The following is a 23089-nucleotide window of genomic DNA, read 5'->3' on the forward strand; positions in this document are numbered from 1 at the left end:
AGCGCGTGCCGGGCGGAGGGAGACGCCATGCAACACGGTCCCGCGGTGCGCCGCCGCAAGCTCGGTGCCGAGCTGCGCGCCCTGCGCACCCGTGCGGGTCTCACGAGCGACGAGGCCGCCCGGCGGGTCGGCTGGCACCAGTCGAAAGTCAGCCGGATCGAGACGGGGCGCAGCGGCGTCAAGCCGTCCGACGTGCGGCTGCTCCTGGACGCCTACGACGTACGCACGCCGGAGGTGCGGGAACTGCTGGTCGTGCTGGCCGGCTCCGACGAGGGCGGCCGGCACCACTGGTGGCACGCCTACAGGGGACTGCTGCCCCAGGCGTACCGGGACTTCATCAGCCTGGAGTCGCAGGCCTGCGCGATGCGCACCCTGGAGACCTCTGTGGTGCCCGGTCTGCTGCAGACACCGGAGTACGCCCGCGAGGTCACCCGGGCCACCGTGAAAGGGCTCCCCGACGGCAAGCTCGACGCGCTCGTGGAGGTCCGGCGGGCCCGCCAGGACGTGCTGCGCTCGCAGCGCCCGCTGCGGCTGAGCGCCGTGCTCGACGAGGCCGTACTGCGCCGTCCGGTCGGCGGCCCGGAGGTGATGGGCCGGCAGCTGGAGCGGCTCCGGGAGGCGGCTTCGCTCCCCCATGTGCGCCTGCAAGTGCTCCCGTACGGGGCGGGTGTCCACGTCGGTGTCACCGGCCCCTTTGTGATTCTTTCCTTCCCGAGCACATCTGACCTGGATGTAGTTGTTCTCGACCACTTGACGAGTAGCCTCTATCTCGAACGGAAAGAGGACCTCGACGCTTACAGCGAGGCCTTCAACTCCCTTCGGATCCAAGCCCTTTCGCCCGAGGACTCATTGGATTTCATCGCCGGGATCATCGACGGCGTGTGAGGAGGCATCATGTCCGTACTGCCTCGCAACGTCACCTCCAGCACCGCGATTCGCGGTGTGCGGTGGCAACGCAGCAGCCGCAGCACGGGAATGAACAACTGCGTCGAGACGGCCCGTCCCGACCACGGACCGGGGGCCGGACTGCTCGCGGTGCGCGACTCCAAGAACACCTGCGGCCCGGCCCTGCTCTTCCCCCCGGCGGCCTGGGAGGAGTTCATCGCCGCGCTGCACTGACCACCCGTACGGCCCGGTCGACCTGGGCGTCGGTGAGGTCCGCGCGGGCCGTCAGACGCAGCCGTGAGACGCCGTCCGGCACCGACGGGGGCCGGAAGCAGCCCACGGCGACGCCCGCCGCACGGCAGTCGGCCGCCCAGCGCACGGCCCGCTCCGGCGACGCGGCGCGCACGGAGACGACGGCGGCGTCCGGACGCACGGCCTCCAGGCCCTCGGCGGTGAGCCCGGCGTGCAGGGCCGCCGCCACCGCCCGCACACGGCCGGCGCGGCCGGGCTCGCGGCGCAGCAGACGCAGCGCCGCGAGCGCGGCGCCCGCCGCGGCCGGCGCGAGCCCGGTGTCGAAGATGAAGGTGCGCGCCGTGTTGACCAGGTGGTCGATCACCCGGGCGGGACCGAGGACGGCCCCGCCCTGGCTGCCGAGGGACTTCGACAGCGTGACGGTGGCGACGACGTCGGACGCGCCCGCGAGCCCCGCCGCGTGCGGGGCCCCGCGGCCGCCCGCGCCGAGGACGCCGAGCCCGTGCGCGTCGTCTAGGACGAGCCCGGCGCCGTACGCGCGGCAGGCCGCGGCGAGTCCGGCGAGCGGCGCGGCGTCGCCGTCCACCGAGAAGACGGTGTCGGAGACGGCGACGGCGGGCCCCGCACGGGTGCCGAGCGCCTTGCGCACGGCCTGCGGGTCGGCGTGCGGGACGACCTGCGTCGTGCCGCGCGCGAGCCGGCAGCCGTCGATCAGCGAGGCGTGGTTGCCCGCGTCCGACACGACGAGCGTGCCGTGCGGCGCGAGCGCGGTGACCGCGGCCAGGTTGGCGGCGTAGCCGGAGGACAGCACGAGGGCGGCCTCGAAGCCGCAGAACGCGGCCAGCTCGCCCTCCAGCTCGGCGTGCAGCCGCGTGCTGCCCGTGACCAGGCGGGAGCCGGTGGCGCCGCCGCCCCACTCCCGGGCCGCGGCGGCCGCCGCGGAGGTGACCTCCGGGTGGCGGGCCAGGCCCAGGTAGTCGTTGCCCGCCAGGTCGAGCAGGTCCGACGCGGCGGGGCGCGGGCGCAGGGTGCGCACGAGTCCGTCGCGGTGGCGCCGGCGCGCCTCCTCGTCGAGCCACGAGAACGGCGACGCGGGCATGCGGGCCTCCGGTGTGTTTGTAGGCAGTGGACAGACACTAGCCGGACGGTGCCCTACCCATGATGTGGCAATACCCACACGGCGACCCGCGGCCGTTGTGCACTTCCTCCTTGGCCGGGAACGCTCCCGTGCGCCAGGATCGTCCCTCATGGACCTGCTGAACACGCTGGTGGACAAGGGGCTTCGGCACGAGCCGCCGACCCGGAGCGAGGCGCTGGCCGTCCTGGCCACGTCCGACGACGAACTCCTCGATGTGGTGGCCGCGGCCGGCAGGGTGCGCCGGAAGTGGTTCGGCCGCCGCGTGAAGCTCAACTATCTGGTCAACCTCAAGTCGGGGCTGTGCCCCGAGGACTGCTCGTACTGCTCGCAGCGCCTCGGCTCGAAGGCGGAGATCCTGAAGTACACCTGGCTGAAGCCGGAGCAGGCGAGTGCGGCTGCCGCCGCCGGGCTGGCCGGCGGCGCGAAGCGGGTCTGCCTGGTCGCCAGCGGCCGCGGCCCGACGGACCGCGACGTGGACCGGGTCTCGGACACCATCAAGGCCATCAAGGAGGGCCACGAGGGCGTCGAGGTGTGCGCCTGCCTGGGCCTGCTCTCCGACGGGCAGGCCGAGCGGCTGCGCGCGGCCGGCGCGGACGCCTACAACCACAACCTCAACACGTCCGAGCGCACGTACGGCGACATCACCAGCACGCACACCTACGCCGACCGGGTGGACACGGTCCGCAGGGCGCACGCGGCCGGGCTGTCCGCCTGCTCCGGCCTGATCGCGGGCATGGGCGAGACGGACGAGGACCTGGTCGACGTGGTCTTCTCGCTGCGCGCCCTCGACCCCGACTCGGTGCCGGTGAACTTCCTGATCCCCTTCGAGGGCACGCCGCTGGCGAAGGAGTGGAACCTCACCCCGCAGCGCTGCCTGCGCATTCTGGCCATGGTCCGGTTCGTCTGCCCGGACGTGGAGGTGCGCATCGCGGGCGGCCGCGAGGTGCACCTGCGCACGATGCAGCCGCTGGCGCTGCACCTCGCCAACTCGGTCTTCCTCGGCGACTACCTCACCAGCGAGGGCCAGGCCGGCAGGGCGGACCTGGAGATGATCGCGGACGCCGGTTTCGAGGTGGAGGGCACGGACCGCACGACGCTGCCGGAGCACCGGGCCGCGGCGGGCGCCGGATGCGGCGGACACGGGTGCGGGGACGGGGACGGAGGGGACGGGGGCGTGTGCGCAGGTGCGGCGCCGGCCGCCGGACCCGCCGCGGCGGAGGCCGCCGACGAGGGGTCCGCGCCGGCGTTCGCCGACGAGGAATCCGCGCAGCCGGTCGCCGACGGGGGGTCCGCGCGGGGGGACGCCGCCGCTCCGGCCGCCGCCGCGCCGCGTACGGACCTCGTGGCGGTGCGCCGCCGGGGCGCCGGAACGGACCTCGCGCCCAATGCCTGAGCCCCGGGGAGGAGCCGGGTCCACCGGGCTGTCCGAACTGTCGCCGGCCGAACTGCTGGACCTCGACCGCCGGCACGTCTGGCACCCGTACGGGCCGATGCCGGGCCGCGGCGAACCGCTCGTCGTGGAGTCGGCGAGCGGGGTGCGGCTGCGCACGGCCGGCGCGGGCGAGCTGGTGGACGGCATGTCGTCCTGGTGGTCGGCCATCCACGGCTACCGCCACCCGGTGCTGGACGAGGCCGTGCGCGGGCAGCTGGAGCGGATGAGCCACGTGATGTTCGGCGGGCTCACGCACGAGCCCGCCGTCCGATTGGCGAAGCGCCTCGTCGACATCGCGCCCGACGGCCTGGAGCACGTCTTCCTCGCCGACTCCGGCTCGGTCTCGGTCGAGGTCGCGCTGAAGATGTGCCTGCAGTACTGGCGCTCGCTGGGCCGTCCCGCCAAGCGGCGCCTGCTGACCTGGCGCGGCGGCTACCATGGCGACACCTGGCACCCGATGTCCGTGTGCGACCCCGAGGGCGGGATGCACGAGCTGTGGCGGGGGGTCCTGCCCCGGCAGCTCTTCGCCGAGGCGCCCCCGGCGGAGTACGAGGAGGCGTACGCGGACCGTCTGCGGGAGCTGGTCGGGCGGCACGCGGACGAACTGGCCGCGGTGATCGTGGAACCGGTGGTGCAGGGCGCGGGCGGGATGCGGTTCCACTCCCCCGGCCTGCTGCGGGTGCTGCGCGAGGCGTGCGACGCCCACGACGTGCTGCTCGTGTTCGACGAGATCGCGACCGGGTTCGGCCGCACGGGCGAGCTGTTCGCGGCGGACCACGCGGGCGTCACACCCGACGTGATGTGCGTGGGCAAGGCGCTGACCGGCGGTTACCTGACGCTGGCGGCGACGCTGTGCACGCCCCGCGTGGCCGACGGCATCGCGCGCGGCGAGGTGCCGGTGCTGGCCCACGGGCCGACGTTCATGGGCAACCCGCTCGCCGCCGCCGTGGCCTGCGCCTCGATCGACCTGCTGCTCGGGCAGGACTGGCGCACGGAGGTCGAGCGCGTCGAGGCGGGGCTGCGGGAGGGGCTGGCGCCGGCCGCGGCGCTCCCCGGCGTGCGGGACGTACGGGTCCTCGGCGCCATCGGGGTGGTCCAGCTGGACCACGAGGTCGACATGGCGGCCGCCACGCGCGCGGCGGTGCGCGAGGGCGTGTGGCTGCGGCCCTTCCGCGACCTGGTGTACACGATGCCGCCGTACGTGACCGGGGACGCGGACGTGGCACGGATCGCCGCCGCGGTGTGCGCGGCGGCGGAGGAGGGGTGAGCGGATGCGGGGAGCGGGAGGGGTGACATGCCGGTACTGGTGATCACGGGGACGGGCACGGAGGTCGGCAAGACCGTCGTCACCGCCGCCGTCGCGGCGGCGGCCCTGGCCGCCGGGCGCTCGGTGGCGGTGCTGAAGCCCGCGCAGACCGGGGTGGCGCCGGGCGAGCGCGGGGACGCCGACGAGGTGGCCCGTCTTGCGGGCGGGGTGACGGCGCGTGAACTGGCCCGGTTCCCCGAGCCGCTGGCGCCCGCGACGGCCGCGCGCCGGGCGGGACTGGCCCCCGTCCGGCCCTTCGAGGTGGCGGAGGCCGCGGGCAAGCTCGCGGCCGAGCACGACCTCGTCCTCGTCGAGGGGGCGGGCGGACTGCTCGTCCGGCTCGACGACGAGGGCGGCACGCTGGCCGAGGCCGCGCGGCTGCTGGCGGCACCCGTCCTGGTGGTGGCCGCGCCGGGCCTCGGCACGCTGAACACGACCGAGCTGACGGCGCGTGAGCTGGCGCGCCGGGGCCTCGCCCCGGAGGGCGTGGTCCTGGGCAGCTGGCCGCGCCGCCCGGACCTCGCGTCCCGCTGCAACCTCCTCGACCTTCCCGTCGTGACCGGCGCCCCGCTGCTGGGGGCGGTGCCGGACGGGGCGGGGGCGCTGCCGCCCGCGGCGTTCCGGACCGGGGCGGCGGACTGGCTGGCTCCGCGCCTGGACGGACGGTGGGACGCGCAGACGTTCACGGCGCAGCAGACGCGCCCCGAGGAGTAGGCGACCACCGGGGCCGGGCACGGTCTGCGGAGCGGGCGGTCACCGGCGGCGGGCGCGGCCCGCGGAGCGGTCACCGGCCGCAGGCCCGGCCTGCGGAGCGGGCGGTCACCGGCGGCGGGCACAACCCGGGGGCGGGCGGCCGCTCCTCGGCGTCCGGTCCCCGGCCCTCGGTGCCCGGCCCTCGCTCGGTGCCCGCTCCTCGTCGCCCGTCCGGCGGACCCGTTCCGGAAGCCCGAGGTCCGAACGGGTGAGCCGGTCCCGGTGCGGGGACAATCGCCGTATCCGCAGCTCTACGGGGGAGGTCCCCATGCCCATGCGCGGCCTCAGAGCCACCAAGACAGGCAAGACCACCCGCACCGGCCCGACCGCGCGGCGCGCGAAGCCGCCCGCGTCCCCGGTGCACCACCCGCTGTTCGCCCGCTTCTACGCCAGAGCCAGCGCGGCCGCCGAGGGCACCGTCGGCGGGCTCAGGGACGAGTTGCTCGCGGGGCTCTCCGGCCGCGTCATCGAGATCGGCGCGGGCAACGGCCTGAACTTCGCGCACTACCCGCGCACCGTCTCCGAGGTCGTCGCCATCGAACCGGAGCGCAGTCTGCGGCAGCTCGCGGTGACCGCGGCCCTGCGCTCGGACGTGCCGGTCGACGTGGTGCCGGGCGTCGCGGAGGCGCTGCCGGTCAAGAGCGAGGCGTTCGACGCGGCGGTCGTCTCCCTGGTGCTGTGCAGCGTCCGGGACGTGCCGAGGGCGCTCGCCGAGGTCCGGCGCGTGCTGCGGCCCGGCGGTGAGATGCGCTTCCTGGAGCACGGCCGGGGCGGCGGCCCGGCGATGCTCTCCGTCCAGCGCGGCCTGGACCGCACGGTGTGGCCGCTGCTCTTCGGCGGCTGCCACGTGTCCCGGGACACCGTCGGGGCGCTCCGCGACGCGGGCTACGAGGTGGGCCCCCACCGCCGCCTGCTGCTCCCCGGCCACGGGGTGCGCACGCCGGGCTCGTACTTCGTGCTGGGCACCGCGCGCCGCCCCGACCTGGAAGGGGAACGCTAGCGGGAGGGGCTCACGGACTCCACTGGCGCAGCTCCCGCGCGATGTCGTGCACGGTCGCGTCACCGCTCTTGACCAGCCGGGCCAGGTCCCGGACCCGCTCGGGAGCGGTCTCGACCTTCAGGCCGCTGGCGACGAGGTAGGCGTACGCGACGGCCGAGGCGAACATCGCGTTGGAGCGCTCCAGCGCCGGTACGTGCATCAGGAGCTGGAGCAGCGCGGCGGCGCGGGCGTACGGGCCGTCGTAGACCGGGACGCCGAATATCTCCGCCTCGTGCCGGCTGACCGCGGCGACGAGCGCGCCCCAGTCGGTGACCTGGGGGTCCCCCGGTGTCCTCTGCTCGGCGACCATCAGGAGCCAGGCGAGGTCGATGTGCACGTCCAACGGTTCAGCGACGGCCTTCTCGCTCCGCGCCGAACTCCTCGGCGAAGACGTTCTCGTACTGCTCCATGAAGTCGGCGGCGGCCTCCACGAACGTGCGGCCCACTTCGCCGGCGTCCTGCCTGACCAGTTCCTCGATGTACCGGTTGACGCTCATGCCGCGGGCCAGGGCCCGTTCGCGGGCGGTCCGGGCGGTGCCCTCGTCCACGCGTACGTTCAGCTGAGTCTTCGCCACCCCTCCACGCTAGCGCCGGAACGCTAGCAGCGGCAAGGGGCCGCGGCCGGAGGCGGCGGCGTCCGCATGGTGGAAATCCCCTCGCGCCGCCGCGGTCCGGTGCTGGGATCGCGGCATGAGCGATCTCCGCATCCGGGCCGCGCTGCCCGGCGACCTCGACACCGTGCTGGCCTTCTGGAAGGACGCGGCCGAGGGCACGAGCATCAGCGACGACCGCGACGGCGTGGCACGCCTGGTGGCCCGCGACCCCGAAGCGCTGCTCCTCGCGGAGCTGGACGGGGAGCTGGTGGGCACGGTGATCGCGGGCTTCGACGGCTGGCGCTGCCACCTCTACCGGCTCGCGGTGCACCCCGGACGGCGGCGCCGGGGCGTCGGCTCGGCGCTCCTGGCCGCCGCGGAGGAGCGGTTCGTCCGGCTGGGCGGACGGCGCGGCGACGCGATGGTGCTGCGGCGGAACGAAACCGCGCACCATGCCTGGCGGGCGGCTGGGTACTCGCCCGAGGAAGAGTGGCGGCGATGGGTGAAGCCGCTCGGGAGCTGAGGCCGCGCACGCGGGTCCGTCCGGCGCACCCATGGCCGCTTTACCGACCCTTTACCATGGGAAAGATCGATCGATTCTTCCCCCGAAAGGTGCGTGAGCGTCCGCCCATGGGCGAGCCTCCCAGTTACCGGCGGCGCGGTGTGCCGCGTCTCCCCCGCCGTGCCGACGTCCCGTCCCCGACCGATCATGGGACGGAGGTGACCCGATGACCGAAGTGCTCCTGCTCGCGGTGGCGGTGCTGCTGTCGCTGGCGTGCGGTGCGTTCGTCGCCGCGGAGTTCTCGCTGACCACGGTCGAGCGCAGCGAGCTGGAACAGGCGGCCGAGCGTGGCGAACGCGGCGCGGCCGGCGCCCTGAAAGCCGTACGGAACCTGACCTTCCAGCTCTCCGGCGCCCAGCTCGGCATCACGGTCACCAACCTGGTGGTCGGCATGCTCTCCGAAGCGTCCATCGCGAAGCTGATCGCGGGCCCGCTGGAGGCGGTCGGCGTCCCGCGCTCGGCGTCCGGCTCCATCGCCCTGGTCATCGGCACCGCCCTGTCGACCGTCTTCCTGATGGTGGTCGGCGAGCTGGTGCCCAAGAACTGGGCGATCTCCTCGCCGCTGGCGGTGGCCAAGCGGGTGGCGACGCCGCAGCGCTGGTTCAGCGCCGCCTTCCGCCCCTTCATCACCCAGCTCAACAACACCGCGAACCGTGTCGTGCGCCTCTTCGGCCTCGAACCGGCCGAGGAGCTGGCGTCCGCGCGCGGCCCGCAGGAGCTGGTCGCCCTCGCCCGGCACTCCGCCAAGGAGGGCGCGCTGGAACCGGACACCGCCGAGCTCTTCGTGCGCACCCTCAACCTCGCGGACCTCACCGCGGAGAACGTGATGACCCCGCGCGTCCAGGTCATGGCCCTCGACGCGCAGGCGACCTGCGAGGACGTGGCGAACGCGACCCGGGCGACCGGGCTGTCCCGCTTCCCCGTCCACCGCGGCGGCCTCGACACGGTCGTCGGCGTCGCGCACATCAAGGACGTACTGGCCGTCCCTGCCGAGCAGCGGGCGCGCCAGAGCGTGGAGAAGGTGATGCGCGAGCCGCTCTTCGTGCCCGAGTCGCTGACCGTGGACCGGCTCCTGGACCGGCTGTCCGGCAAGAGCACGATGGCCGTCGTCATCGACGAGTACGGCGGCACCGCGGGCGTCGCCACCATCGAGGACATCGTCGAGGAGGTCGTCGGCGAGGTCCGCGACGAGCACGACCCGCACGAGACGTCCGACCTCGCGCCGGCCGGCACGGACGACGAGGGCCGGACCCTGTACTCGGCCGACGGCGCCGCCCGCATGGACCAGCTCGCCCGGGTGGGGCTGCGCGCCCCCGAGGGGCCGTACGAGACGCTGGCCGGACTGATCGCCACGGAGCTCGGCCGCATCCCCGCGGTCGGCGACACGGTCGAGGTCGCCGGGTGGCGGCTGGACGTCGTCGACGCCGCGGGGCGGCGGGCCGCGCGGGTCCTGATGCACGGTCCCGACGACACGGCCGCGTCCGCGGCCGCCGCGCAGCACACCGGGGAGGGCCGGTCATGACCGTCGTACAACTGCTGATCGGCCTGGCGACCCTGGTCGTCAACGCCTTCTTCGTGGGCGCCGAGTTCGCCCTCATCTCCGTGCGCCGCAGCCAGGTCGAGCAGTACGTCGAGGGCGACCCGGACAAGGCCCGGCGGGCGCGCAGCGTGCTGTGGGGCCTGGAGCACGTGTCGGCGCTGATGGCGGCCGCGCAGCTCGGCATCACCCTGTGCACGCTGGTGCTCGGCGTGGTCGCGGAGCCCGCGATCGCGCACCTGCTGGAGCCGCTCTTCCACGCCGTGGGCGTACCGGACGGCGCCGGTCACGCCGTCTCCTTCGTGATCGCGCTGACCCTGGCGACGTATCTGCACATGCTGCTCGGCGAGATGGTGCCGAAGAACATCGCGCTCGCCGAGCCGGTGCGCAGCGCGCTGCTGCTCGGACCGCCGCTGGTGGCGCTCTCCCGGGCGCTGCGGCCGGTGATCTTCACCGTCAACACCTTCGCCAACACCCTGCTCAAGCTGTTGCGGGTGGAGGCCAAGGACGAGGTGGCCGCGACCTTCTCGGACGCCGAGCTGGCCCGCCTCGTGCAGGACTCCGGCGAGGCGGGGCTCATCGACGACCGCGCCCAGGAGCGGCTGCACGACGCGCTGGAGCTGGGGCGCCGCCCGGTGCGCGACGTGGTGCTCCCGCTGGAGCGCGTCGTCTACGCGCACGTGGGCGTGACGCCCGAGCGGCTGGAGGCCCTGGCGGCGCAGTCCGGCTTCTCGCGGTTCCCCGTGGTGGACAGCGGGCGGCGCATCGTCGGCTACCTGCACGTCAAGGACGCCCTCGACGCGATGCCGCGGGACCTGCCCTTCCAGGTGCGGGACATGCGGTCCATCGCCCGGGTGCGGGAGAGCACGCCGCTGGACGACGTCCTGACCTCGATGCGCCGCAGCCGGACGCACCTGGCGGCGGTGATCGGCAAGGACGGGCGGCTCGCGGGCCTGGTGACCATGGAGGACGTGCTGCGGGAGCTGTTCGGGCAGCACGTGTGAGACCGGCCCGCCGGGCGGCCGTGCGCGCATGACCCACGGCCGCCCGGCACGGCGACGACCGACCGCCGGGGCGGCGGGCACGGTGGCGGCAGGACGGGGAGAGCCGGCAGCAGGCACGGTGACCACGACGGCTGCCGCCCGGCCGACGGGGACTACGGCTGGCGCACGGCACGACGGGGACGACGGCTGCCGCCCGGCGCGGCGGGTGCGACAGCTGCCGCGCGCGGCGCGGCCAGGGCGGCGGAGGGCTGCCGGGCGGGCGGGAGCGGTCCGACCGGCCGGCGGGTACGCCACCGGGATACCATCGCTGTCGCCATGCAGACGAATGCCACATACACCAGTCTTGTCGCGGTCGGCGACTCCTTCACCGAGGGCATGTCGGACCTGCAGCCCGACGGCTCGTACCGCGGCTGGGCCGATCTCCTCGCCGCCCGGATGGCGGCCCGCACGCCCGGATTCCGGTACGCCAACCTCGCGGTGCGCGGCAAGCTGATCGGGCAGATCGTCGCGGAGCAGGTCGACGTGGCGGCCGCGATGCGACCGGACGTGATCACGCTGGTCGGCGGCCTCAACGACACGCTGCGGCCCAAGTGCGACATGGGGCGCGTGCGCGGGCTGCTGGAGGAGGCCGTGGAGAAGCTGGCCCCCTCCTGCGAGCAGCTGGTGCTGATGCGCAGCCCGGGCCGCCGGGGTCCGGTGCTCGAACGCTTCCGGCCGCGCATGGAGGCGCTGTTCGCCTGCGTCGACGAGCTCGCGGCCCGGCACGGCGCGATCGTGGTCGACCTCTACGGTGCGCCCTCGCTCGCCGACCCCCGGCTGTGGGACGTGGACCGGCTGCACCTGACGGCCGAGGGGCACCGCCGGGTGGCGGAGGGGGTCTGGCAGGCCCTCGGGTACGAGCCGGAGGACGCCGACTGGCGCACGCCGATGCCGCCCGCGCCGCCGCTGCGCTGGCTCGCCCGCCGCACCGCCGACGTCCGCTTCGCCCGGCAGCACCTGCTGCCGTGGATCGGCCGCCGCCTCACCGGCCGCTCCTCCGGCGACGGCCGCCCGGCCAAGCGCCCGGAGCTGCTGCCGTACGAGGTGCCGGGGCTCGGCGAGGTGCGCGTGCCGACCCCGGAGAAGTAGCCGTCCCGGAGAAGCAGCCGTCCCGGAGAAGCAGCCGCCCGGAGAAGCGGAGGCCACGCGGCCGGCCGTCCGGGACCGCTGCCGCACGGAGCCGCGAAGGGACTGCACAGGAGCCGCGCAAGACGCCGCCGTACGGAGCGCGGAGGCGAGGAGCGGGCGGCTCCCGTACGGCCGCGTGCGGGGTGCGGAAGACCTCCCCGTACGGCCTCCCCGTACGGCCGTGCGGGGCTCGGGAGGGCACTCCCGAGGAACCGTGCCCGCCCCGCGACCTGCGGCGACGGCGCGGCACCCGGTGTCTCTCGTAGCTTCCCACGAACCACCCGGTGGCGCCGGCCTGCACGAACCGCCAGTAGACTCCGTCCACGTGACTGCGCCTGCCAAGCCCCGCATCCCGAACGTTCTCGCCGGACGCTACGCCTCCGCCGAGCTGGCCACCCTGTGGTCCCCCGAGCACAAGGTCGAGCTGGAGCGCCGGCTCTGGCTCGCCGTGCTGCGGGCCCAGAAGGACCTCGGGATCGAGGTGCCGGACACCGCGATCGCCGACTACGAGAACGTCCTGGACCGGGTCGACCTGGCCTCGATCGCGGAGCGCGAGAAGGTCACGCGGCACGACGTGAAGGCGCGCATCGAGGAGTTCAACGACCTCGCGGGCCACGAGCACGTGCACAAGGGCATGACCTCCCGCGACCTGACCGAGAACGTCGAGCAGCTGCAGATCCGGCTCTCGCTGGAGCTGGTGCGCGACCGCACGGTCGCCGTCCTGGCCCGGCTCGGCAGGCTCTCCGGCGAGTACGGCGAGCTGGTCATGGCGGGCCGCTCGCACAACGTCGCCGCGCAGGCCACCACGCTCGGCAAGCGGTTCGCGACCGCCGCCGACGAGCTGCTCGTCGCGTACCGGCGCGTCGAGGAGCTGCTCGGCCGCTACCCGCTGCGCGGCATCAAGGGCCCGGTGGGCACCGCGCAGGACATGCTCGACCTGCTCGGCGGCGACGCGGACAGGCTCGCGGAGCTGGAGGGCCGGATCGCCGAGCACCTCGGCTTCGGGCAGGCCTTCACCTCGGTCGGCCAGGTCTACCCGCGCTCGCTCGACTACGAGGTCGTCACCGCGCTGGTGCAGCTGGCCGCCGCGCCCTCGTCGCTGGCGAAGACGATCCGCCTGATGGCCGGGCACGAGCTGGTCACCGAGGGCTTCAAGCCGGGCCAGGTCGGCTCCTCGGCGATGCCGCACAAGATGAACACCCGCTCCTGCGAGCGCGTCAACGGCCTCATGGTGGTCCTGCGCGGCTACGCCTCGATGACCGGCGAGCTGGCGGGCGACCAGTGGAACGAGGGCGACGTCTCCTGCTCGGTGGTGCGCCGGGTCGCCCTGCCCGACGCGTTCTTCGCGCTCGACGGCCTGCTGGAGACGTTCCTGACGGTGCTCGACGAGTTCGGCGCCTTCCCGGCGGTCGTGGCCCGCGAGCTGGACCGCTATCTGCCGTTCCTCGCGACCACCAAGGTCCTCATGGCCTCCGTGCGCGCGGGCGTCGGCCGCGAGGTCGCCCACGAGGCCATCAAGGAGAACGCCGTGGCCGTCGCGCTCGGCATGCGCGAGCAGGGCGCCGAGCGCAACGATCTCCTCGACCGGCTCGCCGCCGACGAGCGCATCCCGCTGGACCGCGCGGCGCTGGACGGGCTGATGGCCGACAAGCTGTCCTTCACGGGCGCCGCGGCCGGCCAGGTCGCCTCCGTCGTCGCCCGGATCGAGGAGATCGTGAAGCAGCACCCGGAGGCCGCCGGGTACGCGCCGGGGGCGATCCTCTGAACCGGCTCACCCAGGCCGACCTGGAGGCCGCCCGCGACCGGCTGGTGCCGGACGTCGCCGCGGACGGCCTCCACGTGCTGTTCTGCGGCATCAACCCGGGACTGATGACGGCCGCGACGGGCCACCACTTCGCCCGGCCGGGCAACCGCTTCTGGCCCGCGCTGCACCGCTCCGGCTTCACGCCCCGGCTGCTGAAGCCGGCCGAGCAGGACGAGCTGCTCTCGTACGGCCTCGGCATCACGAACGTCGTGGACCGGGCGAGCGCGCGGGCCGACGAGCTGAGCGCGCAGGAGTACCAGGAGGGCGGCCGGCGGCTGAGCCTGAAGGTGGCGAAGCTGCGTCCGCGCTGGCTGGCGGTGCTGGGCGTGACGGCGTACCGCCAGGCCTTCGACGACCGCAGGGCCAAGGTGGGCCCGCAGGAGCGGACGATCGGCGAGACCCGGATCTGGGTGCTGCCCAATCCCAGCGGCCTGAACGCCCACTGGACGGCCGGGACGATGGCGGAGGAGTTCGCCCTCCTGCGCGAGGCCGCCGGCCTCCCCCGGCTCGGCTAGCCCGCACGCCCCCGGCTCGGACAGCCCCATCCGGCCCCTGACTCGGCCGGCCCCGCCCCGGCTCCGGCCCGTCGTTCCGCCCCGTCCCGGGTGCCGGGCGGACGGTTTCGGGGCTCAGGGCGGGTCGGTCTCCGTGACGAGCGCGACCAGCCGTGGGGCGCGCTCCTCGCCGGGCCGGGTGACGCCGAGGGCGAGCCGGCGGCCGGTGCCGCCGACCCGCCACAGCCGCGCGTTCCCGACGTACGCGCTGAAGGACGCCCACGGCTCCGGTATGTGCTCGCCGGGGTCGAAGGAGCGCAGGAGCACCCCGTCCAGGCCGATCCAGCGCGGCTCGCCCCACCGCGCCGTCAGCCGCTCGGACAGACCGTCCCGCCAGGCCTCGCACTGCTCGGCCGCGTCCTCGTCCGCGCACGCCCCGCACTCCCCGTACGCCGCGGGGGCGTCGTCGCACGCCAGCTCCACGAGGTGGAAGCCCGCTCCCCCGCCGCCCGCGCCCGGACCGCCGTACTCCCCGGGGAAGTCGCGGGAGCACAGCGACTCGATGACGGCGATGTGCTGCGCGATGGTCATACGTCCAGTAAAACGCCCGGCACTGACAGGCCGCCGTGCCCGGAGCCGACCCGGCCGGACCGGCACCGCCGGCAGGTGCGCGTCCAGCCGCCGCCGTGCTGATCTACGCTGGCCGCATGCCGGTCACCGTCCTCCTCGTCGACGACGAGCCCCTCGTCCGCGCCGGTCTGCGCGCCGTCCTCGAAGCGCAGGAGGACATCGCGGTCGTCGGGGAGGCGGCCGACGGCGCGTCGGTGATCCCGCTGGTGCGGCGGCTGCGCCCGGACGTCGTCGCCATGGACGTGCGCATGCCGCTGATGGACGGCATCGAGACCACGCGCGCGGTGCTGCGCACCGTCGACGACCCGCCGAGGATCCTGGTCGTGACGACCTTCGAGAACGACGAGTACGTGTACGAGGCGCTGCGCGCGGGCGCGAACGGCTTCCTGCTGAAGCGGGCCCGCCCGGAGGAGGTCGTGCACGCCGTGCGGCTGGTCGCCGAGGGCGAGTCGCTGCTGTTCCCCGCGTCGGTGCGGCAGTTGGCGGCCGCCTACGGGGACGGCGGCGGAGGAAGTCCCGCGGCCCGCGCGGCCCTGGAGCGGGCCGCGCTGACCGAGCGGGAGCGCGACGTGCTGCGGCTGATGACCCGGGGCCTGTCGAACGCGGAGATCGCCGCCCACCTCGTCGTCGGCACCGAGACGGTCAAGTCCCATGTCAGCTCGGTCCTGGCCAAGTTGGGGGCGCGCGACCGCACCCAGGCGGTGATCACCGCGTACGAGTCGGGTTTCGTCACTCCGGGCTGAGGCCGGGTCCACCCTTTCGGACACAGCCGGAGGGACCGGCTCCGGGCCGCGGCGGACGGCGCGGCCGCGGGCCGGAGCCGGGGCGTGCGGCGGGGAGCGGCGCGCACGGCGCGGGCGCCCGGCTCTCGCCGGTACCCGCCTGGTTGAGTACGATCCGGCCAACACGCGCGCGAGCTGGGAGGACGGACGTTGGGGCGGTTGACCGGTGGGGACCCCTCCCTGCTGCGGAGGATCAACTCCGCGGTGGTGCTGGACGCGCTGCGCACCGCGGAGTGCGCGACCCTCACCGAGATCACCCGGCTGACCGGGCTGTCCCGGCCGACCGTCGAGGGCGTCGTCGAGGGGCTCATCGAGGCCGGGCTCGTCGTGGAGACCGCGGCCGAGGAGGGCGCCGCCCGGCGGCAGGGGCGCCCGGCCCGCCGGTTCCGCTTCCGGGCGGAGGCCGGCCACCTGCTGGGGCTGGAGATCGGCCCGCACCGGGTGGCCGCGCTCCTCGCCGACCTGGACGGCCGCTACCTGGGCACGGCGGCCCGGGACGTGGCCGAGACCGCGCCCGCGGACGAGCGGCTGGAGCGGCTGCGCGCCACCGTCGCCGACCTGCTGCGCCGCGCGGGCGTGGCCCGCAGCTCCCTGCGCGCCGTCGGTGTGGGCACCCCGGGCATCGTCGAGGAGGACGGCACGGTCCGCCTGGGCACGGCGTTGCCCGGGTGGACCGGCCTGCAGCTCGGCGAGCGGCTGCGGCGCTCCTTCAAGTGCCCGGTGCTGGTGGAGAACGACGCCAACGCGGCGGCCGTGGCCGAGCACTGGAAGGGCGCGGCCACGGCGTCGGACGACATGGTGTTCGTGCTGGCCGGGCTGAGCCCCGGGGCGGGGTCGCTGATCGGCGGCCGGCTGCACCGCGGCTTCGGCGGCGCGGCCGGCGAGATCGGGGCGCTGCACCTGCTGGGCCGTGAGGCGACGCCGGAGGCGCTGCTGTCCACGACCGACGAGCCGCTGCACCCCCTGGACGAGCAGGCGGTCGCGGAGGTCTTCGCCCTCGCGCGCCGGGGCGACGAGCGGGCCCGTGCCGCGGTGGACCGTTTCATCAGGCGCCTGGTGCACGACGTGGCGGCGCTCGTGCTCGCGCTGGACCCCGAGCTCGTCGTCATCGGCGGCTGGGCCGCGGGCCTGGACGGGGTCCTGGAGCCCCTGCGCCGGGAGCTGGCGCGCTACTGCCTGCGCCCGCCCCGGGTCGCCCTCTCGCTCCTCGGGGAGGCCGTCGTGCCGACGGGCGCGCTGCGGCTGGCCCTGGACCACGTGGAGGAGCAGCTGTTCGCCGTCGAGGGCACGGTGACGGCACGGCGCTGAGGGTCCCCGGGGACCCCGGCCGGCACGGCGCCGCTCCCGGACGCGGCGGAGGGGCCGCACCGGAACGGAACGAGAACGGGCGGCGCGTCGCCGTCAGGAGGCGTCGTGGTGGATCTCCACGCCGCCGGAGTCGGCGAACGTCAGCCGGCAGGTGTCGGCCCGGTAGGTCGCCACGGACACCGCCGCGGTGCGCCCCCGCGCGAAGAAGCGCGTGGTGACGACGAGGACGGGGGCCCCGGGGAGCCGGTCGAGTTCCTTGGCGTCCTCCGCGCGGGCCGATCCCAGCTCCACGGCGCGGTCCTGGCCCTCCAGGTCCAGGTGCCGCAGCCCCTGCAGCACGGCATGTGCGCGGGCCGCCCCGGAGGCGGCGTCGGCGGCCGCCGACGCGGGGACGGACGACAGCGGGACGTAGAGCAGTTCGGCGGCGACCGGCTGGCCGTTCGTCACCAGCGACCGGCGCACCGTGTGCACCTGCTCGTCCTTGCGGGTCTCCAGCATCCCGGCCACCGCGGCGGGCGGTGCGGCCGTGGCGCAGTCCGCGGGCTCCCAGGCGTCGCCCTCGGCCCCGGGCCACGCGTGCTGCTCGGTGCCGACGGCGACGCCCACGCGCGGCGGCGCGACCGTCGTGCCGACCCCGCGCCTGCGCTGCAGCCGCCCTTCCAGTTCGAGCTGCTCCAGGGCCTGCCGGAGCGTGGCGCGGGCGACCCCGAAGCGGGCCGCGAGGTCACGCTCGTTCGGCAGGATCTCCCCCACGGAGAACTCGGAGTCCAGCGCCTCGCTGAGCACGGTCCTGAGGTGCCAGTACTTCGGCTCCGGCACTGTTTCCAGCTGCGTGGTCCCCACCCTGTCCTCCGCGACGGCCGTGACCCGGCGGCGTTTTTAACGCCCTTGTTTATTAAAGGTTCTTGCCTTATCCCCCTGCGACCATAGGGACCGCCCCCGCCCTTGGTCAAGACCAATCCTCGGTCTCACGGGAAGTACACAAGCAGGACACGGGGCGGCATTCACGAGAAGTTCGTACAACGCTCTCCCAGGGGCGCGATTTCAAGACACCCTCCCCAGGAGGGGCATTTCGGCGGTCGCATCCCTGGGGACACCGCCGGGCGACACGGACCGCATCGGGGGCTACCGACGAGTAGCCGTTGCTGACAAGCTGTCTACACAACATCCCGCCCCAGACGAGGAGCAGTTCCATGCCGTCCGAGGTCTCCTTCTCCGTCCCCTCTCCGCTCGGCCCGCGGACCGTGACCGTCGCGTACGAACGCACGGGCGCGGGCGAGCCGCTGCTCCTGCTGCACGGGATAGGCCACCACCGGCAGGCCTGGGACCCGGTGGTGCACATCCTGGCGGCCGAGCGCGAGGTGATCGCGGTGGACCTGCCCGGCTTCGGCGAGTCGCCCGCGCTGCCCGACGGCCTCACCCACGACCTGTCGACGATGAACGCCGCACTCGGCGGATTCTGCACGGCGCTGGGCCTGGAGCGCCCGCACGTGGCGGGCAACTCCCTGGGCGGCCTGCTGGCCCTGGAACTCGGCCGGGAGAAGCTCGTGCGGTCCGTCACGGCCCTGTCGCCGGCCGGCTTCTGGACGCAGCCGGAGCGGCGGTACGCGTTCGGCGTGCTGGCGGCGATGCGGCGCGCGGCCCGCGGCCTGCCGCTGCCGCTGGTACGGCGGCTGTCCCGCAGCGCGGCCGGCCGCACCCTGCTGACCAGCACCATCTACGCCCGTCCCGGCCGCAGGTCACCCGAGGCCGTGGTGGCGGAGACCCTCGCCCTGGCGCACGCGGCGGGCTTCGCCGAGACGCTGCGGGCCGGGGTGCGGGTCCGGTTCACCGACGACGTCCCCGGGGTCCCGGTCACCGTGGCCTGGGGCACGCGGGACCGGCTGCTGCCGCGCCGCCAGGGCGTCCGCGCCAAGCAGGTCGTCCCCCGCGCGCGTCTGGTGCGGCTGCCCGGCTGCGGGCACGTCCCCATGAACGACGACCCCGCCCTGGTCGCGCGGGTCCTGCTCGACGGCAGCCGCCCGCTCGTCGGCAGCGCCTGAGCGGAGTGCCCCGGCCGCCTGCCGCGGTTCCCCGGACCGGTGCGACGGCGCGCCCGGGCCGTGCCCGCCGCCGGCGGCCGGTGTCCCGCGGCGGCGCGCCCGGACGGCCGTCGGCGCGCCGGCCCCGAGGACCACTCCCGCTCCGACGAGCGCGCTGCCCAGGGCCTGCGCGCTCCCGTACGCACCCGTCCCCACGAGCGGCGCGGTGGCCGCCGCCGCGACGGGGATGAGGCCGGAGAAGAGCGTCGCGCGCTCGGTGCCGATGCGCTGCACCCCCATGTACCAGCAGACGAAGCCGACGACCGTGACGACCGCCGCCTGCCACAGCAGCGCGGCGGCCTCGGCGGCGTCCGGCGTGCGCAGCCAGGCCCCGCCGTCCACGAGCGGCCCGGCCACCGCCGACCCGGCCGTGGCCAGGCCGCACACAGTGGCCGACAGCAGACGCGGGCCCAGGGGCTCCACGAGCGGTACGGCGAGCATCGCGAAGCCGACCTCGCCGACGAGCGCGCACAGGGAGAAGGCGAGTCCCGCGCCGTCCGTGCGCCCCCACCCCTGGACGGTGAACGCGCCGCAGGCCACCAGCGACGCGCCGCACAGGACGGCGGGCCGCGGCCTGCGGCCGGCCAGGAACGGCGCCGCCACGGCCACGACGACGGGGGCACAGCCCACGAAGACGCCGGGCACGGCGGGTTCGGCGCTGCGTTCGGCGGCGATGACGGCGAGGTTGAAGCCGACCGTGCCGACGGCGGCGAGCAGCGCCAGGCGCGCCCAGGCACGCGGCCCCAGCCGGCGCAGCGCCGCGGCGCCGCCGCGTCCGGCGAGCGGCAGGAGCAGCAGGAAGGCGAGCCCGTAGCGAAGGAACTGCCCGCCCGCGTACGGATAGTGGCCCAGCAGGCTGTTGGCGGTGAAGGAGCCGCCGACGAGGACGGCGGCGAAGGCGGCGAGCAGGGCCCCGCGGGCGGTGGTGACATCCATGGGGCGACGCTAGGCACGCACCGGTCCCCGTTTAAGGTCCACTTCCATGTCGCCATCGGGGACCGATCCGGCCGCCGGCGGGCCGCACTGCGCCGCACCCTCCGGCCCTGCCGCGCCCCTGGCGCCCACGCGCGCGGGCGGGGCGCCGGCGCCCTGGACCGCCGCCTGGGAACTGCTCCTCCCGGCCGCCGCGGCGCCGGCCCGCGCGCGTGGGCGCTCGCTGCGGTCGGCGCTGCGCGAGGCCGTCCGCTCCGGGCGGCTCGCGCCGGGCACCCGGCTGCCGTCCAGCCGCGCGCTCTCCGCCGACCTCGGGGTGTCCCGGGGCCTGGTCACCGAGGCGTACGAGCAGCTGACCGCGGAGGGCTACCTGCGCAGCGGGCGGGGCGCCGGGACCTGGGTGAGCGACACGGTCCGGGCGGCCCGCCCACGCGCGCGGGACCTCGCTCCCCGCCCTCCCGGCGCCCGGGCCGACTTCCTGCCCGGCGCACCCGACCTGTCGCTGTTCCCGCGCGCGGCGTGGGCCGCCGCGCAGCGCGGCGTCCTCGCCGACCTGCCGCACCACGCCCTGGGCTACCCGGACCCGCGCGGGCTGCCCCGCCTGCGCACGGCCCTCGCGGACCTGCTCACCCGGCGCAGGGGCGTGGCCGCCGACCCCGAGCGGGTGGTGGTGGTCTCCGGCGTGGCCCAGGCCGTGACGCTGCTGGGGCACGTCCTCCACGCGCGCGGGGTGCGCTCCGTGGGCGTGGAGGACCCCGGGAGCCCCGAGCACGACGCCCTGTTCGCCTCCGCCGGCGTCGACGCCGTACCGCTGCCCCTGGACGACGAGGGACTGGCGCCCGGGCCGCTGCGCGCGTCGGGCGTGCGGGTGGCGGTGACCACGCCGGCCCACCAGTTCCCCACGGGCGTCGCGTACTCGGCGCGGCGGCGGGCCGCGCTCCTGCGGTGGGCGCGGTCCGTGGACGGCCTGGTGGTCGAGGACGACTACGACGGGGACTTCCGGTACGACCGCGCCCCCGTGGGCGCGCTGCAGGGACTCGATCCGGAACGGGTCGCCTACACCGGTTCCGTGAGCAAGTCGCTCGCCCCGGGGCTGCGGCTCGGCTGGCTGCTCGTCCCGGAGTCCCTGGCCGAGGAGGTCGTCGAGCGCAAGCGGACCATGGACCTGGGCCATCCGGTGCTCGACCAGGCGCTGTTCGCGCGGTTCGTGGAGCGCGGCGACCACGACCGGCACCTGCGCCGCTGCCGGCGCGCCTACCGGGAGCGGCGGGACGCCCTCGTGGCGGCCCTGGAGGAGCACTTCCCGGGGACGGAGGTGACCGGGGTCGCGGCCGGCCTGCACGTCGTCGCCGCCCTCCCGGAGCGGTGGGGTCCGTCGTCCCGCTTCCTGGACCGCGTGGGGGCGGCGGGCATCGCGGTGCGCCCGCTGGCGGACTGCGCCCGGACGCCCGCGCAGGACGACCGGGTGCGGCTGGTGCTCGGCTACGCGCACCTCCCGCCGGCGCGCATCCGGGAGGGGGTGCGGGCGATGGCGGAGGCCGGCACGTGACGGACGGGAGCAGGACGGCCGCCGAGGCTCCCCGGCCGGACCGGCGGGCCGTCGGGGCGGAGCGGCACGCCTTGTCGTCGTCGCACGGCTGTTCCCCGTCCTCGCGGCCGGTTGTTCACTTGGGGTTCGCGTACGCGCTGCGGCGCGCCAGTAGTTGTGGCACTGCATCACGGTCAGCCGTCCCAGGAGGCGTCTCATGTCACACCGTCCGCCGAGCCCGTTCCGTCCCGACCGCCGCGGTGTGCTGCGCGGCTCGCTCGCCGCGTCGGCGGCGCTCGCCCTGCCCGCGGCCCTCGGCCCGGCCCCGGCCCTCGCGCTGTCGGGACGGCCCCGGGCCGGCTGGGGCGTACAGGCCGGTGACGTGACCGCGCACTCCGGCCTGGTGTGGGTGCGCTCCGACCGGCCCGCCCGGATGGTCGTGGAGACGTCGGCGACCGAGTCGTTCCGCGATCCGCGCAGATGGCGGGGCCCGCTGCTCGGCCCGGGCACGGACTTCACGGGCACGACGCGGCTGCACGGACTGCCGGCGGGCGAGCAGATCCACTACCGCGTCCTGCTGGCCGACCCCGACGACCCGCGCCGCACCGGCGAACCGGTCACCGGTACGTTCCGCACGACGCCGGCCGGGCGGCGCGACGGGGTGCGCTTCGTGTGGTCGGGCGACCTGGCCGGCCAGGGCTGGGGCATCAACCCCGACCTCGGCGGCTACCGGATCTTCGACGCGATGGCCCGGCTGGACCCGGACTTCTTCCTGTGCAGCGGCGACAGCATCTACGCCGACGGCCCCATATCGGCGACCGCCGCCCTGCCCGGCGGCGGCACCTGGCGGAACGTCACCACCGAGGAGAAGGCGAAGGTCGCCGAGACCCTGGCCGAGTTCCGCGGGAACTTCCGCTACAACCTGCTCGACGAGAACCTCAGGCGGTTCAACGCCCAGGTGCCGTCCATTGTCCAGTGGGACGACCACGAGGTGCGCAACAACTGGTACCCGGGCCAGATGATCAGCGAGACCGACAGCCGCTACACCGAGAAGAGCGTGGACGCGCTGGCCGCCCGCGCGACCCGCGCGTTCAGCGAGTACTTCCCGATCTCCACCCTGCGCCCGGGCGCCCGGGAGGGCCGGGTGCACCGGGTGCTGCACCAGGGTCCGCTGCTCGACGTGTTCGTGCTGGACATGCGCACGTACCGCAACGCCAACTCCCCCGGTGCGCAGACCTCCGACCCGGTGGGCATCCTCGGCCGGGAGCAGCTGGAGTGGCTCAAGCGGGAGCTGTCCCGGTCCCGCGCGGTGTGGAAGGTGATCGCCTCGGACATGCCGATCGGCCTGGTCGTGCCGGACACCACGGAGGGACGGCCGAACTTCGAGGCGGTGGCCCAGGGCGACCCGGGCGCGCCGCTGGGCCGCGAACTGCAGATCGCCGAGCTGCTGCGGTACGTCAAGCACCGGCGGATCACCGGCACCGTGTGGCTGACCGCCGACGTGCACCACACCTCGGCGCAGCACTACCAGCCGTCGCGGGCGGCCTTCACCGACTTCGAGCCGTTCTGGGAGTTCGTGTCGGGCCCGCTGAACGCCGGGGCCTTCCCGGCCTCCGACCTCGACGCCACCTTCGGCCCCGAGCGGGTCTTCGTGAAGGCGCCGACCGCCTCGAACGTCTCGCCCGCCGGGGGCTACCAGTTCTTCGGCGAGGTCGACATCGACGGGCACAGCGGTGAGCTGACGGTGCGTCTGCGCGAGCAGGACGGCAGCGTGCTGTTCACGAAGGTGCTCCAGCCCGGACGCGTGGGGCAGTAGCGGCGGTACGCGCTAGGCTCGCCCTCCGTGCCGCGTACCGGAGTC

General features: G+C 75.2%; 22 protein-coding genes and 1 pseudogene. 17 read left to right on the plus strand and 6 right to left on the minus strand.

The window, feature by feature from the left end; genetic code table 11:
- The first annotated feature begins 27 nt into the window (after window positions 1-27).
- A complete protein-coding gene (locus tag IE271_RS17430; RefSeq protein ID WP_190191246.1) occupies window positions 28-885 on the plus strand; it encodes a helix-turn-helix domain-containing protein in 858 nt (285 codons plus the stop codon).
- A 9-nt stretch (window positions 886-894) separates the two neighbouring features.
- Window positions 895-1119: a DUF397 domain-containing protein gene (locus IE271_RS17435; protein WP_190191247.1), complete on the plus strand. Its 225-nt coding sequence runs from the start codon at window positions 895-897 to the stop codon at window positions 1117-1119.
- Here the strand turns inward: IE271_RS17435 and IE271_RS17440 are convergent.
- Window positions 1100-2236, minus strand: coding sequence for an 8-amino-7-oxononanoate synthase (locus IE271_RS17440; protein WP_190191248.1), 1137 nt, complete (start codon window positions 2234-2236; stop codon window positions 1100-1102). The two genes, IE271_RS17435 and IE271_RS17440, sit on opposite strands and share 20 nt — an antisense overlap.
- Before the next feature lie 148 nt (window positions 2237-2384).
- On the opposite strand from IE271_RS17440, the gene bioB reads away from it, so the two are divergent.
- From bioB to IE271_RS17460, 4 genes are all read left to right on the plus strand, one after another.
- Window positions 2385-3668, plus strand: coding sequence for a biotin synthase BioB (gene bioB / locus IE271_RS17445; protein WP_190191249.1), 1284 nt, complete (start codon window positions 2385-2387; stop codon window positions 3666-3668).
- Window positions 3661-4974 (plus strand): adenosylmethionine--8-amino-7-oxononanoate transaminase, encoded by a 1314-nt coding sequence (locus IE271_RS17450; protein ID WP_190191250.1) that lies wholly within the window; start codon window positions 3661-3663, stop codon window positions 4972-4974. The genes bioB and IE271_RS17450 overlap by 8 nt, the downstream gene beginning before the upstream one ends.
- 27 nt (window positions 4975-5001) lie before the next feature.
- A complete protein-coding gene (gene bioD / locus IE271_RS17455) occupies window positions 5002-5727 on the plus strand; it encodes a dethiobiotin synthase (protein ID WP_190191251.1) in 726 nt (241 codons plus the stop codon).
- Window positions 5728-6034: 307 nt separating this feature from the next.
- The gene (locus IE271_RS17460; protein WP_190191252.1) at window positions 6035-6766 is read left to right on the plus strand and encodes a class I SAM-dependent methyltransferase; all 732 of its coding nucleotides are present in this window, start codon (window positions 6035-6037) and stop codon (window positions 6764-6766) included.
- 10 nt (window positions 6767-6776) lie between these two features.
- On the opposite strand, the gene IE271_RS17465 is transcribed toward IE271_RS17460, so the two are convergent.
- On the minus strand, window positions 6777-7115 hold the full coding sequence (locus tag IE271_RS17465; protein WP_190191277.1) for a fic family toxin-antitoxin system, toxin component: 339 nt from the start codon (window positions 7113-7115) through the stop codon (window positions 6777-6779).
- Window positions 7116-7152: 37 nt separating this feature from the next.
- The gene (locus IE271_RS17470) at window positions 7153-7380 is read right to left on the minus strand and encodes an antitoxin (RefSeq protein ID WP_190191253.1); all 228 of its coding nucleotides are present in this window, start codon (window positions 7378-7380) and stop codon (window positions 7153-7155) included.
- A gap of 115 nt (window positions 7381-7495) precedes the next feature.
- On the opposite strand from IE271_RS17470, the gene IE271_RS17475 reads away from it, so the two are divergent.
- The 6 genes from IE271_RS17475 (at window position 7496) to mug (ending at window position 13987) form a co-directional block, all read left to right on the plus strand.
- The gene (locus IE271_RS17475) at window positions 7496-7921 is read left to right on the plus strand and encodes a GNAT family N-acetyltransferase (protein ID WP_190191254.1); all 426 of its coding nucleotides are present in this window, start codon (window positions 7496-7498) and stop codon (window positions 7919-7921) included.
- 205 nt (window positions 7922-8126) lie between these two features.
- Entirely contained in the window at window positions 8127-9482 is a 1356-nt protein-coding gene (locus tag IE271_RS17480) for a hemolysin family protein (RefSeq protein ID WP_190191255.1), read from the plus strand.
- Window positions 9479-10501 (plus strand): hemolysin family protein, encoded by a 1023-nt coding sequence (locus tag IE271_RS17485; RefSeq protein ID WP_190191256.1) that lies wholly within the window; start codon window positions 9479-9481, stop codon window positions 10499-10501. The genes IE271_RS17480 and IE271_RS17485 overlap by 4 nt, the downstream gene beginning before the upstream one ends.
- A gap of 315 nt (window positions 10502-10816) precedes the next feature.
- The gene (locus IE271_RS17490; protein ID WP_190191257.1) at window positions 10817-11629 is read left to right on the plus strand and encodes an SGNH/GDSL hydrolase family protein; all 813 of its coding nucleotides are present in this window, start codon (window positions 10817-10819) and stop codon (window positions 11627-11629) included.
- Between the two features lie 364 nt (window positions 11630-11993).
- Window positions 11994-13433, plus strand: coding sequence for an adenylosuccinate lyase (purB, locus tag IE271_RS17495; RefSeq protein ID WP_190191258.1), 1440 nt, complete (start codon window positions 11994-11996; stop codon window positions 13431-13433).
- A 44-nt stretch (window positions 13434-13477) separates the two neighbouring features.
- Window positions 13478-13987, plus strand: coding sequence for a G/U mismatch-specific DNA glycosylase (gene mug / locus IE271_RS17500; protein WP_190191259.1), 510 nt, complete (start codon window positions 13478-13480; stop codon window positions 13985-13987).
- Between the two features lie 114 nt (window positions 13988-14101).
- Here the strand turns inward: mug and IE271_RS17505 are convergent, their stop codons facing one another.
- Window positions 14102-14557 carry a hypothetical protein gene (locus IE271_RS17505; protein ID WP_190191260.1) on the minus strand — a complete coding sequence of 152 codons (456 nt, stop codon included), beginning with the start codon at window positions 14555-14557 and terminating at the stop codon, window positions 14102-14104.
- Window positions 14558-14673: 116 nt separating this feature from the next.
- Between IE271_RS17505 and IE271_RS17510 the strand changes: the two genes are divergently transcribed.
- Together IE271_RS17510 and IE271_RS17515 are read left to right on the plus strand one after the other, a co-directional pair.
- Window positions 14674-15339 carry a response regulator transcription factor gene (locus tag IE271_RS17510; protein ID WP_190191261.1) on the plus strand — a complete coding sequence of 222 codons (666 nt, stop codon included), beginning with the start codon at window positions 14674-14676 and terminating at the stop codon, window positions 15337-15339.
- A gap of 189 nt (window positions 15340-15528) precedes the next feature.
- A complete protein-coding gene (locus tag IE271_RS17515) occupies window positions 15529-16686 on the plus strand; it encodes an ROK family transcriptional regulator (protein WP_190191262.1) in 1158 nt (385 codons plus the stop codon).
- Window positions 16687-16779: 93 nt separating this feature from the next.
- On the opposite strand, the gene IE271_RS17520 is transcribed toward IE271_RS17515, so the two are convergent.
- Window positions 16780-17529 carry a GntR family transcriptional regulator gene (locus IE271_RS17520; protein WP_190191263.1) on the minus strand — a complete coding sequence of 250 codons (750 nt, stop codon included), beginning with the start codon at window positions 17527-17529 and terminating at the stop codon, window positions 16780-16782.
- A 350-nt stretch (window positions 17530-17879) separates the two neighbouring features.
- On the opposite strand from IE271_RS17520, the gene IE271_RS17525 reads away from it, so the two are divergent.
- Complete coding sequence (locus tag IE271_RS17525; protein ID WP_190191264.1) at window positions 17880-18728, plus strand: alpha/beta fold hydrolase; 849 nt, start codon at window positions 17880-17882, stop codon at window positions 18726-18728.
- Here the strand turns inward: IE271_RS17525 and IE271_RS44345 are convergent.
- Window positions 18612-19703: pseudogene (locus tag IE271_RS44345) on the minus strand (DMT family transporter); the annotation flags it as partial. The gene IE271_RS17525 and the pseudogene IE271_RS44345 sit on opposite strands and share 117 nt — an antisense overlap.
- A gap of 46 nt (window positions 19704-19749) precedes the next feature.
- Here IE271_RS44345 and pdxR point away from each other — a divergent pair.
- Both pdxR and IE271_RS17540 read left to right on the plus strand, forming a co-directional pair.
- Complete coding sequence (gene pdxR / locus IE271_RS17535; RefSeq protein ID WP_190191265.1) at window positions 19750-21249, plus strand: MocR-like pyridoxine biosynthesis transcription factor PdxR; 1500 nt, start codon at window positions 19750-19752, stop codon at window positions 21247-21249.
- A gap of 196 nt (window positions 21250-21445) precedes the next feature.
- On the plus strand, window positions 21446-23044 hold the full coding sequence (locus IE271_RS17540) for an alkaline phosphatase D family protein (RefSeq protein ID WP_190191266.1): 1599 nt from the start codon (window positions 21446-21448) through the stop codon (window positions 23042-23044).
- Window positions 23045-23089 lie beyond the last annotated feature (45 nt).

The organism is Streptomyces minutiscleroticus (assembly GCF_014650875.1).
Classification (GTDB): domain Bacteria; phylum Actinomycetota; class Actinomycetes; order Streptomycetales; family Streptomycetaceae; genus Streptomyces; species Streptomyces minutiscleroticus.

Excerpts from the sequence above, each read along its gene's own strand:
- IE271_RS17510 (WP_190191261.1), top strand. The coding sequence starts at position 14,674 with ATGCCGGTCACCGTCCTCCTCGTCGACGACGAGCCCCTCGTCCGCGCC.
- IE271_RS17485 (WP_190191256.1), top strand. The coding sequence starts at position 9,479 with ATGACCGTCGTACAACTGCTGATCGGCCTGGCGACCCTGGTCGTCAAC.
- IE271_RS17525 (WP_190191264.1), top strand. The coding sequence starts at position 17,880 with ATGCCGTCCGAGGTCTCCTTCTCCGTCCCCTCTCCGCTCGGCCCGCGG.
- IE271_RS17490 (WP_190191257.1), top strand. The coding sequence starts at position 10,817 with ATGCAGACGAATGCCACATACACCAGTCTTGTCGCGGTCGGCGACTCC.
- IE271_RS17505 (WP_190191260.1), bottom strand. The coding sequence starts at position 14,557 with ATGACCATCGCGCAGCACATCGCCGTCATCGAGTCGCTGTGCTCCCGC.
- IE271_RS17540 (WP_190191266.1), top strand. The coding sequence starts at position 21,446 with ATGTCACACCGTCCGCCGAGCCCGTTCCGTCCCGACCGCCGCGGTGTG.
- IE271_RS17440 (WP_190191248.1), bottom strand. The coding sequence starts at position 2,236 with ATGCCCGCGTCGCCGTTCTCGTGGCTCGACGAGGAGGCGCGCCGGCGC.
- IE271_RS17450 (WP_190191250.1), top strand. The coding sequence starts at position 3,661 with ATGCCTGAGCCCCGGGGAGGAGCCGGGTCCACCGGGCTGTCCGAACTG.
- bioB (WP_190191249.1), top strand. The coding sequence starts at position 2,385 with ATGGACCTGCTGAACACGCTGGTGGACAAGGGGCTTCGGCACGAGCCG.
- IE271_RS17460 (WP_190191252.1), top strand. The coding sequence starts at position 6,035 with ATGCCCATGCGCGGCCTCAGAGCCACCAAGACAGGCAAGACCACCCGC.
- IE271_RS17480 (WP_190191255.1), top strand. The coding sequence starts at position 8,127 with ATGACCGAAGTGCTCCTGCTCGCGGTGGCGGTGCTGCTGTCGCTGGCG.
- IE271_RS17430 (WP_190191246.1), top strand. The coding sequence starts at position 28 with ATGCAACACGGTCCCGCGGTGCGCCGCCGCAAGCTCGGTGCCGAGCTG.
- IE271_RS17475 (WP_190191254.1), top strand. The coding sequence starts at position 7,496 with ATGAGCGATCTCCGCATCCGGGCCGCGCTGCCCGGCGACCTCGACACC.
- pdxR (WP_190191265.1), top strand. The coding sequence starts at position 19,750 with ATGTCGCCATCGGGGACCGATCCGGCCGCCGGCGGGCCGCACTGCGCC.
- IE271_RS17435 (WP_190191247.1), top strand. The coding sequence starts at position 895 with ATGTCCGTACTGCCTCGCAACGTCACCTCCAGCACCGCGATTCGCGGT.
- bioD (WP_190191251.1), top strand. The coding sequence starts at position 5,002 with ATGCCGGTACTGGTGATCACGGGGACGGGCACGGAGGTCGGCAAGACC.
- IE271_RS17465 (WP_190191277.1), bottom strand. The coding sequence starts at position 7,115 with ATGGTCGCCGAGCAGAGGACACCGGGGGACCCCCAGGTCACCGACTGG.